Raw genomic sequence first — 15772 nt, 5'->3', positions numbered from 1 at the left:
GCTAAAAACCCTTACTTAGGGTCATAGATCAGGTTGGGTGCTAGCCAGCGTTCTACATCAGTGACTGTCATATTTTTACGTTTGGCGTAACTGGCCACTTGGTCTTGGTCAATTTTGCCAATCGCAAAATATTTTGATTCAGGGTGGGAGAAATACCAGCCACTGACCGCCGCAGCTGGGAACATGGCGTAATGCTCAGTTAACTTCACATCAATGCTAGCTTCTGCATCTAATAGCTTGAATAGTGTCGCTTTTTCTGTGTGGTCTGGGCAAGCAGGATAGCCAGGAGCAGGGCGAATACCTTTGTAGTGCTCCTTGATAAGTTCTTCGTTAGAAAAGCGTTCGGCTGGACTATACCCCCAGAACTCTTCCCGAACCCGCTGATGCATATGTTCAGCGAAGGCTTCAGCCAAACGGTCAGCAAGGATTTTCACCATAATGCTGTTGTAATCATCATGCTTTTCTTCATAGGACTTGGCGAGCTCTTCTGCACCAATACCCGCAGTGACTACAAAGCCACCTACATAGTCAGTGATACCACTGTCAATTGGGGCAACATAGTCAGCTAAACACATATTGGGTTTGCCAGGTACTTTATCTACCTGTTGGCGTAAGTGGTGTAGGGTGGTGAGTTGATTTTGTTTAGTAGCATCTGTATATAGAGCAATATCATCGTTATTCACTTGAGCGGCTGGCCAAAAACCAATAATGGCTCGGGCCTTAATCAGTTTTTGCTCAATAATTTTCTTGAGCATTTTCTGGGCGTCATTAAATAAATTAGTAGCCGCTTCACCAACCACTTCATCACGGAGAATTTTCGGGTACTTACCGGCCAGATCCCAGCCAATAAAGAAAGGTGTCCAGTCAATAAAGTCCACCAGTTTTTCCAGTGGGTAGTCATCAAATACTTTTTTACCCGTAAAGCTAGGGGTAGGTGGCGTATAATTTGGCCAGTCTAGCTTTAGTTTACGTTCAGGTAATTGCTCATAAGGCACAGGGCCTGTCTTTGGTTTGCGGTTAGCGTTACGCTCTCTGATGACGGTATATTCTTCACGACGTGCTTGAACAAAAGTTGGGTTTAACTCGTTACTTAACAGATGGGTAGCCACATTGACACAACGGGAAGCATCCGGTACATACACCGTCGCACCTTCATATTGAGGCTCTATTTTAACAGCAGTATGGGCTTTAGATGTTGTAGCACCACCAATCAGTAGGGGAATAGTAAACCCTTGGCGCTGCATTTCCTTGGCAACATGGACCATTTCATCCAAAGAAGGTGTGATCAGGCCACTTAATCCAATCATATCCACCTGTTCCTGTTTAGCGGTTTGGAGGATTTTTTCACAGGGCACCATCACCCCTAAGTCAATGACATCATAGTTATTACACTGCAGCACTACACCGACAATGTTTTTGCCAATATCATGAACATCCCCTTTAACCGTGGCCATCAGTACTTTGCCTTTAGACTGTGCTGCATCACCTGTTTCTGCTTCAATAAACGGCACTAAATGGGCAACGGCCTGTTTCATCACTCGGGCACTTTTCACTACTTGAGGTAGGAACATTTTTCCTTCACCAAACAGGTCACCCACCACACCCATACCATCCATTAATGGGCCTTCAATGACTTCAATAGGGCGACTGGCTGCCTGACGGGCTTCTTCGGTATCTTCAACAATAAACTGGTTGATCCCTTTTACTAAGGCATGCTCTAACCGTTTTGCTACCGGCCAACTGCGCCAGACTAAATTTTCTTCTTGCTTGGTTACCCCATCGCCCTTGAATTGCTCAGCAACAGTTAATAAAGATTCGGTCGCGTCAGGGTGCTTATTCAGCACAACATCTTCTACTTTTGCTTTTAGTTCAGCAGGGATGTCTTCATAAATGGCTAGCTGACCCGCATTAACAATCCCCATGGTTAAGCCAGCTTTAATAGCATGGTAAAGAAAGACTGCATGAATGGCCTCACGCACAGGGTTATTGCCCCGGAACGAGAAAGAAACATTACTAACCCCACCAGAAATCATGGCATGGGGTAAGTTTTGTTTGATGTATTGGGTGGCTTCAAAAAAGTCAACAGCATAGTTATTGTGTTCTTCAATGCCTGTTGCGATGGCGAAAATATTCGGGTCAAAAATAATATCCTGGGGAGGGAATCCCACTTTATCCACCAGCACATCGTAAGAACGTTTACAGATATCTTTTTTTCGCTGGGCTGTGTCTGCCTGGCCAGTTTCATCAAAAGCCATCACCACTACAGCAGCACCATAACGCCGGCAGAGCGTGGCTTTTTCAATAAAGTCGGCTTCGCCTTCTTTTAAACTGATGGAGTTAACCACCGGTTTACCCTGAATACACTTCAAACCTGCTTCAATGACTTCCCACTTAGAGGAGTCCACCATGATTGGTACCCGGCTGATATCTGGCTCGGAGGCTATGAGATTCATGAAAGTAATCATTGCCTGCTTGGAGTCCAGCATCCCTTCATCCATGTTGACATCAATGATTTGAGCGCCATTTTCAACTTGTTGGCGGGCCACTTCTAACGCAGTTTCGTAGTCTTCTTCGCGAATTAACCGGGCAAATCGGGCAGAACCGGTAATATTAGTTCGTTCTCCTACATTCACAAATAGTGATTCAGAACTAATCGTCAATGGCTCCAAACCACTTAATCGACAGGCTACAGGTAGGTTGGGAATACAGCGGGGTGGGTATTTTGCCATGGTATCAGCAATGGTTTTGATATGAGCCGGTGTGGTACCGCAACAGCCACCAATAATATTCAGGAAGCCACTTTGGGCAAATTCCTCAACAATTTGGCTCATGTCTTCCGGAGTTTCATCATATTCACCAAACTCGTTGGGCAGCCCCGCATTCGGATGAGCGCTAACATAGGTATTAGCTTTATTGGCCAGCTCTTCTACATAAGGGCGTAACTCTTTGGCTCCCAGAGCACAGTTTAAGCCGACACTAATAGGGTTGGCATGGGCGATTGAGTTCCAGAATGCTTCCGTGGTTTGGCCGGACAAGGTTCTCCCAGAAGCATCTGTGATTGTGCCTGAAATCATAATGGGCAACTCAACGTCCAGCTGATCAAAGGTCTTTTGGACTGCAAAAATCGCTGCTTTACAATTGAGGGTATCAAATACCGTTTCAATCAAAATGATATCAGCCCCACCCCTGATCAAGGCCTCAGTGGCCTCACAGTAATTTTCAACTAGTTGATCAAAGGATACATTGCGAAACCCTGGGTTGTTGACATCTGGGGATATCGTTGCTGTTCTGCTGGTTGGGCCTAAGACACCGGCAACAAACCTTGGTTTATCGGGTGTTTTGGCTGTCATTTCATCGGCTGCTTGACGGGCTAATCTGGCAGAGCTTTCATTAATTTCTTGGACTAACTGCTCCAGTTGGTAATCGGCTTGGGAAACCTGAGTTGCGTTAAAGGTGTTAGTCTCAACAATATCAGCACCAGCTTCTAAATAAGCCAGGTGAATAGACTTGATAATGTCAGGCTGGGTGATGGAGAGCAGGTCATTGTTGCCTTTGACCTCTTGGGTTAAATCTGCAAACCGATCACCACGATAATCGGCTTCTTCCAGACGGTGAGACTGAATCATCGTCCCCATTGCACCATCAAGGATCAAAATACGATCAGCCAGGGCTTGTTTAAGTTGCGCTATACGTGGATTTTCCGAAGCCATGTGGGTTTCCTGAAGCGATTAATCTATCAAAAATGCCTTGCTGGGCAATCATAACAGAAATAAGTTATTGATTGATAATGGCTTATATTCTGCAATGATTGAAATTTACCTGCTGGGTATCCTGTTAATACTTGATCAATTTAGTAAGGATTTATATCAGGTGAAACTTGGCGTACAATCAATGCAATTGATGTAATTGATTATAAGGTGATGGCCTACCATGAGTTTAACCGTAACTGATGATGCTCAAGTTTATTTAGCCGACTTGCTGGCAAAGCAAAATGTGGAAGGGATAGGGATTCGTATTTTTATTACCCAACCAGGTACACCCTATGCAGAAACCTGTATTGCCTACTGCAAACCAGGTGAATCTCAAGAGAATGACATTGAAATGCCTCTGAATGGTTTTACTGCTTACATTGAAGCGGCTAGTGAAAGTTATTTGGAAGATGCACTGGTTGATTATGCAAAAGACCAAATGGGTGGCCAGTTAACCATCAAAGCACCTAATGCAAAAGTACCACAAATTGGTGAAGACAGCCCGTTAGACGCCAAAATAAACTATTACTTGCAAGCAGAAATTAATCCAGGCCTAGCTTCCCATGGAGGACAGGTGTCGTTAGTTGAGATTACTGAAGAAAATGTTGCTGTTTTACAGTTTGGTGGGGGTTGCCAAGGTTGTGGAATGGTGGATGTTACATTAAAAGATGGGATAGAGCGTACGTTAATGGAAAAAATCCCAGAATTAAAAGGGGTGAGGGATGTGACCGACCATAGTTTCAGGGAAAATGCTTATTACCGTTAGCATGAATATGAGAGCCTTTAATATTTAATCAGGCTACTGGGTTTAAAACACTTTTCCAACTTATGTCAGTGTCATAACTGATTTAAATATTCATGACCTCTTTTTTTCTCTAATGAGGTTAAAGGCCATGAATATTTAACTGTTTGATTTTATTCTAACAACAATTCGTCAACGTCAATTAGGAGTGTGCATGAAATAACTTGCTAGTCTTTTCATGCATATTCTTTAGTGCGCTGTTTGTTGTTGCTCTCCATATAATTGATGCAGCAAGCTTAACACCTGCCGGGTGTTCTCACAGGTGAGAGAGTAGTAAACAGTTTGTGCCTGCTTACGGGTTTTAACCAAGCCATCTTTGCGCAATACCGCCAAGTGTTGGGAAAGAGCAGACTGACTCAGGTCCAGGACATCATTCAATGCACCCACAGACATCTCGCCATCTGTTACTAAGTGGTACAGAATCAGCAACCGATTTTCATTGCTAATGGCTTTGAGTAGCGTCGCTGCCTGACATACTTTCAGCTTCATTGTTTGTATATTCATAGGAAAGGATTGTAGTTCTGGTGTTATTGACTGCATATACATATTCTTATTATCTATTTGCGCTTATCGTAATCTAAATGAACACCAAATGACAAATAGTAAACAAAACTTTTTTAGCGAATATCTCAAACACTCGTTTTAAAACACTTAGATTAATCAGAACAAAAACTCTCGTACATTTATTTTGCCCACTATCAAAGGCTCTTAGCACGTAGGCTTTAGAGTATTCTTGGTTTTTCGAAAAAAGCCAATGGGGAATGGAATGACACAAAGTTTTACTTCACATGTATTAAAACTTGACAAATTAAGTCAGACACCAATTGTAACAAGGTTCAATAACTATGGGGCCGTTGAGTAATGATAATAAACCCTAAAAATCATTCGGGAAGAGTAAACAACACACTATCTAAAAGCTTTTGTAATATACAAAAGCGATAACTGAAATTAAGAACAAAAAACAAACAGTTTTTCGTTAAGTCGGTTTTCAGACAATTTATCTTGGCAGGAAAAACCGACTTAAATTACTTTAATTATTAATTCGAACTAACCGGAATATTTCACCAGATAGTAAAAATTCAACTAGAGCCCTGCCCGTTGTAAACGATTAGCATGTTGACGATATATCGTTACTGGGTCAGTTTCTAACAAATGATGTAAACCAAATAAATGGTTGATCTGATCAACATGGTTCATTCGATAATTATCTCGAATCACTTGCCCAAAATGGGAGCTACAGCGACTGACTAATCCATCATTTTTGTCTTTAAAGGCTTTTGCCAATAGTCCTAAACCCCAGTCAGTTGGATCTAACACATTGGTAGTGACCTGTGTGCCTGACCAGGAATAAAAACGAACCCCATTCTCTGTATACTGTCCCTCACCACATGCTGATGTGGGAATACCAGCCGGATAATACTGATTAAACAGCTGCATTTTAGGAGTGCTGGAAGCACTGATACTATGGGTAAAACTTTGAATATGTTTTTCTGGATTGTTAGAAAACTTATCAATCAAGCTTGCCAAACCATTCATAACGCTGGTAAAAACCTTATGAGCAGTTTCACCAACAGGTTTATTCAACATTACGTCAGGAACAGAGCTGCCTTTATGAGGAGAACCAACAGTGGTGAGAGACTTAACCAGAGGCTTTTTACTATTGTAGTTTAGGTGATACATAGCATAACGACTGGTAGGCCCACCTTGAGAGTGGGCAATTAAATTAAACCCTTGTTCATTGTATAAAGCTCGCCAATATTCAAGCTGCTCAATTAATTGTTCACCTCTTGCTTCGTTGCTATCCAAAGCCGTCAGTTTAGCGATATGTACTCGGGCACCATCTTTACGTAATGCTTCTGCTATACCGTACCAATAATCAATTCCCAAAGTTTTATCAAATCCTAACATGCCATGGACTAATACAATGGGGTAGCGAGTTTCAGTATAACCAGAGTTTTTTTTTGCCATGACACTGCTAGCGGGGGCGAGTGAAATAATAACAGCACAACTCAGTAGTGAAATAATTTTTTTCATCATTATCATCCCTTATTATTTTAAAAAAGCATGTTTTTCAATAAAAAAGATGCTTGCATGAAGATAGAGTAAAACTGTTTTTTCTTACATAGGTAGTATGCCAGGCATTAAGTACTTAATATCTGACAATAGTTTTACTAAAAACAGTTAAAAACTATAGTTCAACGTATCTAGCCAATTGGATAATGGTAGATAGTGCACCGGAACAAGCAGGAAACAAAATAATAAAGGTGAGGAAAGCAGCAGTGAGTATTGGTATTGTTCATAGTTATTATTATATATTTTTGCTCATTACTAAAAATATACCATTTTAATAATGGGCTAATGTTAGTGTTTAAATATCAACGTGATACTAGTCCATAATAATACAGTTGACTAGTGGTATTTTTAATACTTTGGGATTAGCTATTCTCCTAACCCAATCTAGGTTTTCATGGTTTTTATGAGTACTGAAATTTATTTGTAATTATTTTTTTAAGATCCTAAAACCAAGAAAAATAAAGCGTATAACTATTCAGGGCTGGTAAAAAATGTATCCGGTAATTGTGCCAGCACTTTCACTCTTAGCTGTTCTTGATCAGTAAACTGTTGATTTAACAGAGCGCTAACAGCCAATTGCAATTCAGCTTGAGGGAGCTGTTGAGCTGCTAGGCTTTGATAAGCTTGTCGAAATTGCTGTAATCGTTGTTGCCACTGGGCTTTAGCCTGGTCCAGTTGAGCTAACCGAGAGGCTGCCGCTTCACCAACAATTTCAGCTCTTGCGCTATAAATTATGTCAGATGTTGCACCTTGCTGGTTTAATTGGTCAACTATTGACTTTACCTCAACCTCTTGCTTGTTAGGCGCGAAAACTTCCTGCAAATCTACTGGTAAAAAATGTTCCATCGCTGCAGCTTTTTCTGGCTCAGACAGGCTTGTATCACTGCTTATAGCAAGCCGTTGCCTGACCCAGTCACTGTATTGCTGATCAAAACCAAAAAATGCCTCAACTATCATAGAAGAAAAATATTGCAGCCTTAACGAATTGAGGGCTTCTTGGTATTGTTCAAATAACTGCAATAAGGGCCTTTGTTGTTGCCCCAACAAGTTGTCAGCCAATAACTGCTCATAATCAGTTAAAGCGATTTTATAATCCAAATAACGAGTCAGTAACTGATGTGCTTCCTCTCGAGCCGGTGGTGTTAGCTGCTGGTTTATATTAGCAGTGATCCTGGCAATTACTTGGTCAAGACTTTCTTCACCAATAATTGATAAGAAATAATCAAATCGTTCTTTAATTGCTTGAGATGGGATTAGGTGACCATTTTCATCCACTGGAAAATGGCCATCAACAGTTGTGTGTTTAAGCGAGTGTGGCAATTCAAGTTCAACAGTAGGGGATGTTAGTCGACTGAAATGGTTTGATTGATTGGGTTTTAAAGAGGGTTTATTGTTATCAGCAATGGTACCTGAAGGGGAGGTCTTAGCTTTTTTAACGACTTGTTGGGCAGATGAAGGCAGTAGCTGCTGCACATCTTGCCAGAAAAGCAGGGTAGCCACTACGATCACCCCCCCCCAACCATAATAGCTCTTTAAATCGCTGAATTTTTTCATTGGTTATTATTATTGTATTATGTTTGTTAATGGACGTAGTTTATACATTCCACGTTGTATAAACAACTATATCCATTCTCGATATCGTTTTTAGGTAAAAATAAAACAGTTGTTTGAAATCTGATTGCTTATTTTTCCTGGTTTTATCCATTATAGAAGTAAATGAATATTACAAAAACAATACGAGGCATTCATGCTTTAGCTTAAAAAAATAATTAAAAATTAATAGCATAAAATACGACAAAAACACTTTAAATCATTCTCAACGCGTATCAACAATAATATTCAAATAATTAGCTATATTTTTTCCACTGCTAGTGAAAACCTACTCCAGCAAGGTGAGAGCTTACTGGTTGGTATTCAATCGTATACCTACCTATCTGGTTTGATTTTTAGGTGTAAAAATACTGCCAGTCTTTCACATAAGCCACTATTTGGTTACAAAAAATTATTGACCATATGGACAAATTTTGTATTGTCTGTTATATAATGGCACCAGTTGAATACGTCGAAGAGTATAACAACGCTGTTGTACCAGCTTTTTGTCAGTAGTAGAGGTTAATAATGCCATCATTTATTTTAGAAGTTGCTGGATGGTTACCTGCGATTGTTTTTCCTATAGCCACTTTTTTGCAACTTTGGGTCGTGCTGAAAAACCGCAGTGGAGAAGGGGTCAGTAAAACCACCTGGCTATTGTTTGGTATTGCTAATGTTGGACTTTATATTTATGCTGAAAAGTACGACTCTATCCAAAGTATTGTTGGAATGTTGCTAACAGCAGGGTTGGATTTCTTAATTGTCTTTTTGGCATGGTTATTTGGTGACCAGAGTTCTCAACAAGAACAGACTGTTACACCAGAGCTAAGTTAGTGATAGTATTGAAAGTAAACATTAGAATAAAAGGGGTCACTGTAGTTTTCAAGCAACATAGCGCTGTCTAACCACCAGGTTAAAAGCCTCAACGACTTTAGGGTCAAAAAAGGTGCCACTATTACTGTTAATTTCAGTGACCGCTCTTAATAGAGTACGCCGAAAGCTTTTATCATCACGGTGTTCATTAATCACATCCTCGTAGGTATCAACAACAAATAGAATGCGAGCACCAGGATTGATATCTTCGCCTTTAATACCTACAGGATGGCCTGTTCCATCATAGCGGCAATGATGTTGTTCAATCATTTTACCTGCCTCTTCCCAGTTAGGAATACGGCTCAGTATTTCAGCGCCAATGCGGGTATGATCATAAAACTGTGCTTGCTCCACTTTGGTTAGCGAACCTTGTTTATCAAGAATATATTTAGGGATAAATGCCATTCCTAAATCATGTAAATAAACTGCTGCGGCTAGTTGCTGGTTATCGACGGGATTATTCAATTCATCATTAATTTGCTGACAAAGTTTAACAACTTCTGCAACCCGCTCACGGTTGTATAATTTTAACGAGTCAAGCTTTAAGGCTAAACCATAGAAAAAATCCAGGTCACTGAGTTTAGCCGGTTGGGGCGCCGTTTCAGGGGCTCCGGCAGCTTCTGCTTCCTCCTTGGCTTCTGCCCCTGCTAACTTATTCAGAATTTCATTAACTGCCGCGATTCGTTGGCTATTATCCGCTTCTTTGACTTGAATAATGTAGTCTTCAACATCATCCAGCAGTTCTTGATCTGCTTCTCCCTGGTTTAATAATTGTTGAATAAGTAGCTCAATTTTACCGACGATAACTAATATAAACTCCCCAAACAGGGGTTCATAGGGATATAGATCATCGCGAATATCTGAAACGATTTCTTCCAATTTATGACAGGCATCCACCAGAGGGTCTAAAAACACCATCCGGCAATTTCCTTTCAACGAGTGCATTGATCGGAATAAATCGTGTATATCAGAAGGATCATTATCTGAATCCAGCCGACCACAACAGGCTTCTATTTCTTCTAAGGTTTCATGAAAGCAGGTATAGAAGTCATCAATAACTTCTTGGTCAAGTGAGGTAAAACTATCACAAGTAAAGCTGCTCATGGTGATTGTAACTATTGACAATTGTGGCTGTTATTGCTGATTACAGTAAATTTAATTGCCCAAACTGAGTGGGACTAGCTTAACTGTAGTTAGCTAAACCGTCCTGTGCAACAAAGCGGTCAATATTAAAACAGTGCATTTTTGTCATTTTTTATAAAATGTTGCTATTTAATTTCCTTTCTCCATAAAAAACCACCCGTAGGTGGTTTTTTTAATTACATTTTTGGTGAATGTTAGGTTAGAACTGTTCCATCCAGCCTTTTCCTAACCACTGGAAAGGGTCTCGCCTAGCCCCTTTAAATGGAGTAGAAACTAACACACGACCTACAGTCATATCTTCACTTTGACCATTTACCTCAATTAATAAGCCATTTTTTGGTAGCTTACGGCCTGCATCAGGAATGTCATCATGAACATAGTCAAATAAATCAAAAAAAGTACTGACATTAAATAACTGACTATCTGTAAGTACTCGATCGTCAATTTCAACTTTTAATGGGGTTTGATACCAATTCATACTGAAAGCCGCATCGCGAACTTGATAGCGAGTTTCAGCCACTTCATTATCATCCCAACGTACAGGAGATTGGTCTGAGTCAACCACACCTAAGAAACCTTCACCAGGATGAATACCTACCCAGTTATTAGTGTAACTGTTATCGACATACCAAATGACCAAACCAGGATCAAATACCATCAGGTTATCTTTGCGGTTAATATGCTTTAATCCTACATCAACACCTGCATGGTTACGCCACTCTAATAAGTAGTAGTGATCAGCCATGAAATAACCAGGATCAACCGTAAAACCAGCTAATTCAAAGGGTACATCACCTTCAGCAGCATCACTGAACAATAGTCTACCACCATCTTTGACTTCAATCTGGTCAACATAAAAACCGGCTTCAGAGGTACCACTATCTGTTAGATAGTTAAAACTTAGGGTAATAGTTTGACCGGCAAATTCCCGTAAATCAAACTTAGCATTTGCCCAGCCTTCAGAATGCCCAGTAATACCATGTCCATGGCCTATTTCATTGGGATCTTCAAACGTGGTTAGATTACCTGGAATTGGTTTACCATTAACCAGCACCCGACCATAGTCGTAATCCTCTTCAATTTGATACCAAGCTTTAAATAACAAGACAGGTGCTTTGGTTTTAGTTAAATCCAATTTCACCGTCATTAAGTTATTCAGATCATCTCCTTTACCACCATGGTATTCATATTGACCTTCAGCCGGTTTATTCACCTGAATTTGTTTCTGTGGCAGATTAATTCGCACCACATCATTATTGGTACCTTTATCATTAGCCTGATCTAAGTAATAAGCGTTACCCCAAATAGAAATATCATCCAAGTCAACACTTTTACCATGGAGCCAGTTACTCATCGGCATATTAGCTTGTAAAAACTGCTTTGCCCAAGCGCTAAAACCAGTTGGCTCGGTACCAGGAATAATTCCCGCCCAGCTACCACTGGACATAATTGACCAATAGGAGACAGGCTCCCCTTTACCAGTATACTGAGTGTCGTATTCATCAGGCAGACCTAAATCATGGCCATATTCATGGGCACAGACACCAGCAGCAGCATCGATGGGCTGAATAGTATAATCATAAGCAGCCATCATCCCTTCAAAACGATCCACTTCACTGGAAGTACCAGGAATTTTAAAAATCTGACCTAGATTCCAGCGGTGTGACCAAATAGCATCTTCACCTAAATCACCACCACCAGCTTCTTCACCAACACTGGAATGGAAAATCATTAAATGATCCACGACCCCATCGGGCTCCCGATAATTACCATCATTATCGTAGTCATAGCGGTCTTCCTGATCATATTCGCTAAGATCAATATTAGGGTCTTTTGCAGCGGCCTCAAGGGCTTCCCTTACCAGCTCACGCACTAATGGCTCATTTTCATTATCCCCATAGTAACGGGCAGACTCTTTAGCCATATACCAGCCAGCGACTTTCCCTCGTACACTGTAACTGCCGCCTGACTGCTGCTCATAAAACTGGCGCATGGAAATTAAATTTTCGCCATTGGGTCCACTATAACCAGCACCTGAAAATAATAATTGTTGGTAATGTCCGCCCGTATAATCTTCATAATACATATCTGTATCTTCTGGACCCACGGCATTATGCTTATAGTCAGGAAACTCCACTAAAATTGCTAAGACTTTATCCGTGCGGGTCCCCCCTTTATATTGTTCAAGTTGAACTGAGTTTAATTGCTTGGTAGGGAAGTGCTGGTGAAAATCCTTAAAGTCAAAAACCTGGAGTTGATATTTTTGCTGCTGTTGCAATTGTGCTGCTTGTTGGGCTAACTCGCCTGACTGACCAGTGTGTTGAGCCTGGCGTTGTTGCAGGTAGTTTTTTAAAAGCACCTTGGCTTCTTTGTTGGTGGCTGCTTGGTCAATTTTACCTGATTTTTTTAACATGCTAATGAGTTTTTCTTCATTAGCCAGGGGTATATCAAATGGTTGACCATTATCAAAGGGCGCGGCAAAACTCAACGAGCTAGCCAGTAGCGTGCCTACCGCCGAAGCGGCAAATACTCGCTTATAAGACACGTTAAAACCTCCTAATGTGTTTTTTATTGTATATCGGTAGGGTAGAAACTACGTGTGGTATACAGCAGGGAACTGGGAATAAACCCATTTATTAATATTTTTTATGGTGCTATACCCTTTACTGTTGGCTATACCACAGTTTAAACAGTCGCTTTGACCGACCTGTTAGGTTATAACAAAATAAAGCAATAAAACTCAAGAAAAAAGTAACATAAATTCACAATAGGTAACTTTTGTCGGGCAATTGTAACTAATTATTTCAGTATATTTATATTGATTGCTCTAAAGGTAAGGATGCACTCAATTTAATGAAATACCGTCTTAGTCAATTAACCCAAAGTAGTAAATTATCTTACAAAAAATATGGCTTTATTTATAAATTGCTTAAAAAGCCAGCTATTATGACTATTTGGTCGGATATTTATTTAAGAAATTTAAAATTTAGAAAAAAATAAAGCAGCTTTTTAGGCTGCTTTATATTATTGTTTTTTTTTAGTATTGCTTAGCGTGACTACTGTTGTTGAGCCTCTTGCTGATTTTGCTGGACAGTATTATCATCTAATCCATAACTCACCCTGATAGCAGCTGCACTCATATCTTCTGCTTGATCAACCACTTCAACTAATAATCCATATTTCGGTAAAATACGGCCGGCGTCAGGTATTTCTTCACTCATATAATCAAATAAATCAAAGAAAGTTGCTGTGTTATAGAGTTGATTATCAGATAAAGTATAACCATCCGTTGATGCAAGGTTAAGCGGAGACTGTTGCCAAGTTAAACTAAGGGCTGCATCTCTCATTTGAAAACGAGTAGAGGCCACTTTGGCTTCAGATTCTTTTTCCCAGCGCAATACTGACTGGTCAGCATCAACTACACCTAAAAAGCCCTCTCCAGGATGTACGCCCACCCAATTATCAGTGTATTTATCATTGGCAAACCAGATCACTAAGCCTGGATCATAGGTCATTAACTTATTGTTAAAACTAATATGCTTTAAACCTTGATCTACACCTTGATGATTACGCCATTCTAATAAATAGTATTGATCTGCCATGAAATAACCTGGGTCTACTGTAAAGCCTTGCAAAGTAAAGGCACTTTCACCTTCAGCATTGTCTTCCAGTAACAGTTGGTCATTATCAATGATGGTAATATCGTCCACATAAAAACCAGCTTCTGAAGTACCAACATCTGTCAGGTAATTAAAGCTCAAGGTTATTTTATGGCCTCTGAACTTAGATAAATCAAAATTTACATCTACCCAACCATCAGATTTACCAGTAATACCCCAGCCATGGCCAATTTCATGAGGATCTTCATGGGTGGTTAAATTACCCGGAATAGGGGTGCCGTTAACCAAAATTCTGGCGTAATCATAATCCTGCTCAATTTGGTACCAAGCTTTAAACTCCAAGACAGGTGCTTCGGCAGTGGTTAAATCCAGCTCAATACTCATTAATTGATTTAATTCATCACCACGACCACTGAAGTATTCTTTTTCCCCTTGATAAGGTTGGTTAACCACGACTTTTTCTGGTGGTAAATTCACTCTTACTACATCCAAGTATTCGGCTTTTTCATTAGCTTGATCCAATAAAAAGGTTAATCCCTGACCATTAAGTTCATCCATATTAACACTGCTGCCGGATAACCAATTGCCACCCAGATTAGCCTGTAAGTATTGACGAGCCCAAGGACTGAAACCAGTGGGTTCGGTTCCCCTTATTTTACCGCCATGACTACCGCTGGACATAATAGACCAGTAGGCAATCGGTTCACCTTTACTATCACGGTGAGTGTCGTATTCATCAGGTAACCCTAAATCATGGCCATATTCATGGGCGCAGACACCAGCAGCGGCATCGATAGGTTGAATAGTGTAATCATAGGCAGACATGCTAGAGCCAGGGATTTTATATACCTGACGTAAATTAGAGCGATGGGACCAAATGGCATTTTCGCCTAAATCACCACCACCACTTTCTTGTCCTACGCTGGAATGGAAAACCATTAAATGATCAATTATCCCATCAGGTTCACGCAAATCACCATCATTGTCATAATCGTAGCGATCTTCCTGGTCAAACTGCGATAAATCAATGGTTGGATCTTGAGCAGCAGCTGCAAGTGCTTCTCTTACTAAGTCTGGCACTTTAGGATCAGGACGGCCTTCACCGTAATATTTAGCTGGTTGTTTGGCCATATACCACCCAACTACTTGACCATCAACACTATAACTGTTGCCTGATTGCTGCTCATAATATTGACGCATAGAAATCAATTGCTCCTGATTAGGCCCTGCATAACCTGAATCAGAAAATAACAGCCGGGTATAATGGGGAATATTATAATCAGGGTAATAGCGCTCAGTATCCTCAGGGCCTACTTCATTATGTTTATAGTCTGGAAACTCTATTAATAATGCCAGCACTTTATCTTGAGTTTTCTTACCCTGATATTGCTGGGTTTGTTGTTGGCTGTTTAATTGTCTTGGATAAGTAGGTAATTGCCCAGTCTGTTGATACTGGAATTGTTGAGCTTGTTGTAACTGTTGTTTGCGGCGTTTTAATGCTTGTCGATCCAATTCACCAGGGATCATTTGCAGGGTTTTCGTTTCCGTTTCTTTTAAATAAGCTAAAACTGCTTTTGTTGCTTCCGCCGGGCTTGCATCCTGTTTTAAGCGTCCGGTTTGTTTAAGCAATTTGGTGATACCTGCTTCATCAGCAATCGCTAAATCGGCAGTTGAGTGTGGTAGGGCAGGGCTGGCAGCACAAGTGGCCCCTACCAGTAGACTACTCACTAATAGTGAAATAGACGACAGTCTGAACATTCAAGCTCCTTACTTATATTTTATTATTGGTATTTTTATACCCTTCAATGGGCTTTTTAATGGGAAAGGAACAACACACAACCCCTGTTGATTGCTACAGTTTTATTATTTTTTTATTGCATGACAATAAACAGCACTTAGCTGAGCGTGTCATCACGCTGTTT

At 40.4% G+C, this 15772-nt stretch carries 9 protein-coding genes; 2 read left to right on the top strand and 7 right to left on the bottom strand.

What is annotated here, in order from left to right; all coding sequences use genetic code 11:
• Positions 1 to 11: 11 nt before the first annotated feature.
• Positions 12 to 3710 (bottom strand): methionine synthase, encoded by a 3699-nt coding sequence (gene metH / locus G4Y78_RS14770; RefSeq protein WP_163833750.1) that lies wholly within the window; start codon positions 3708 to 3710, stop codon positions 12 to 14.
• 220 nt (positions 3711 to 3930) lie between these two features.
• Between metH and nfuA the strand changes: the two genes are divergently transcribed.
• Positions 3931 to 4515 (top strand): Fe-S biogenesis protein NfuA, encoded by a 585-nt coding sequence (gene nfuA, locus G4Y78_RS14765; RefSeq protein WP_163833749.1) that lies wholly within the window; start codon positions 3931 to 3933, stop codon positions 4513 to 4515.
• A gap of 225 nt (positions 4516 to 4740) precedes the next feature.
• Here nfuA and G4Y78_RS14760 read toward each other — a convergent pair whose 3' ends face one another.
• The 3 genes from G4Y78_RS14760 to G4Y78_RS14750 form a co-directional block, all read right to left on the bottom strand.
• Positions 4741 to 5091, bottom strand: a complete 351-nt coding sequence (locus G4Y78_RS14760) for an ArsR/SmtB family transcription factor (RefSeq protein WP_329604964.1) — start codon at positions 5089 to 5091, stop codon at positions 4741 to 4743.
• A gap of 543 nt (positions 5092 to 5634) precedes the next feature.
• Positions 5635 to 6588: a lipase family alpha/beta hydrolase gene (locus G4Y78_RS14755; protein WP_222937710.1), complete on the bottom strand. Its 954-nt coding sequence runs from the start codon at positions 6586 to 6588 to the stop codon at positions 5635 to 5637.
• A gap of 507 nt (positions 6589 to 7095) precedes the next feature.
• A complete protein-coding gene (locus G4Y78_RS14750) occupies positions 7096 to 8178 on the bottom strand; it encodes a lipase secretion chaperone (protein ID WP_163833748.1) in 1083 nt (360 codons plus the stop codon).
• Positions 8179 to 8742: 564 nt separating this feature from the next.
• On the opposite strand from G4Y78_RS14750, the gene G4Y78_RS14745 reads away from it, so the two are divergent.
• Complete coding sequence (locus G4Y78_RS14745; RefSeq protein WP_163833747.1) at positions 8743 to 9048, top strand: hypothetical protein; 306 nt, start codon at positions 8743 to 8745, stop codon at positions 9046 to 9048.
• Positions 9049 to 9096: 48 nt separating this feature from the next.
• Here G4Y78_RS14745 and G4Y78_RS14740 read toward each other — a convergent pair whose 3' ends face one another.
• The 3 genes from G4Y78_RS14740 to G4Y78_RS14730 form a co-directional block, all read right to left on the bottom strand.
• On the bottom strand, positions 9097 to 10191 hold the full coding sequence (locus G4Y78_RS14740; RefSeq protein WP_163833746.1) for an HD domain-containing phosphohydrolase: 1095 nt from the start codon (positions 10189 to 10191) through the stop codon (positions 9097 to 9099).
• Between the two features lie 238 nt (positions 10192 to 10429).
• Positions 10430 to 12775, bottom strand: a complete 2346-nt coding sequence (locus G4Y78_RS14735; protein WP_163833745.1) for an immune inhibitor A domain-containing protein — start codon at positions 12773 to 12775, stop codon at positions 10430 to 10432.
• A 511-nt stretch (positions 12776 to 13286) separates the two neighbouring features.
• Positions 13287 to 15608 carry an immune inhibitor A domain-containing protein gene (locus G4Y78_RS14730; RefSeq protein ID WP_163833744.1) on the bottom strand — a complete coding sequence of 774 codons (2322 nt, stop codon included), beginning with the start codon at positions 15606 to 15608 and terminating at the stop codon, positions 13287 to 13289.
• Positions 15609 to 15772: the final 164 nt, after the last annotated feature.

This window comes from Spartinivicinus ruber (genome assembly GCF_011009015.1).
In the GTDB taxonomy this organism is placed as follows: Bacteria; Pseudomonadota; Gammaproteobacteria; order Pseudomonadales; family Zooshikellaceae; genus Spartinivicinus; species Spartinivicinus ruber.
This window is presented reverse-complemented; position numbering and strand designations above follow the sequence as displayed.

What these genes read in the sequence shown, in the direction of transcription:
- G4Y78_RS14760 (WP_329604964.1), bottom strand. Translation starts at nt 5,091, where the DNA reads ATGCAGTCAATAACACCAGAACTACAATCCTTTCCTATGAATATACAA.
- metH (WP_163833750.1), bottom strand. Translation starts at nt 3,710, where the DNA reads ATGGCTTCGGAAAATCCACGTATAGCGCAACTTAAACAAGCCCTGGCT.
- nfuA (WP_163833749.1), top strand. Translation starts at nt 3,931, where the DNA reads ATGAGTTTAACCGTAACTGATGATGCTCAAGTTTATTTAGCCGACTTG.
- G4Y78_RS14750 (WP_163833748.1), bottom strand. Translation starts at nt 8,178, where the DNA reads ATGAAAAAATTCAGCGATTTAAAGAGCTATTATGGTTGGGGGGGGGTG.
- G4Y78_RS14755 (WP_222937710.1), bottom strand. Translation starts at nt 6,588, where the DNA reads ATGATGAAAAAAATTATTTCACTACTGAGTTGTGCTGTTATTATTTCA.
- G4Y78_RS14740 (WP_163833746.1), bottom strand. Translation starts at nt 10,191, where the DNA reads ATGAGCAGCTTTACTTGTGATAGTTTTACCTCACTTGACCAAGAAGTT.
- G4Y78_RS14730 (WP_163833744.1), bottom strand. Translation starts at nt 15,608, where the DNA reads ATGTTCAGACTGTCGTCTATTTCACTATTAGTGAGTAGTCTACTGGTA.
- G4Y78_RS14745 (WP_163833747.1), top strand. Translation starts at nt 8,743, where the DNA reads ATGCCATCATTTATTTTAGAAGTTGCTGGATGGTTACCTGCGATTGTT.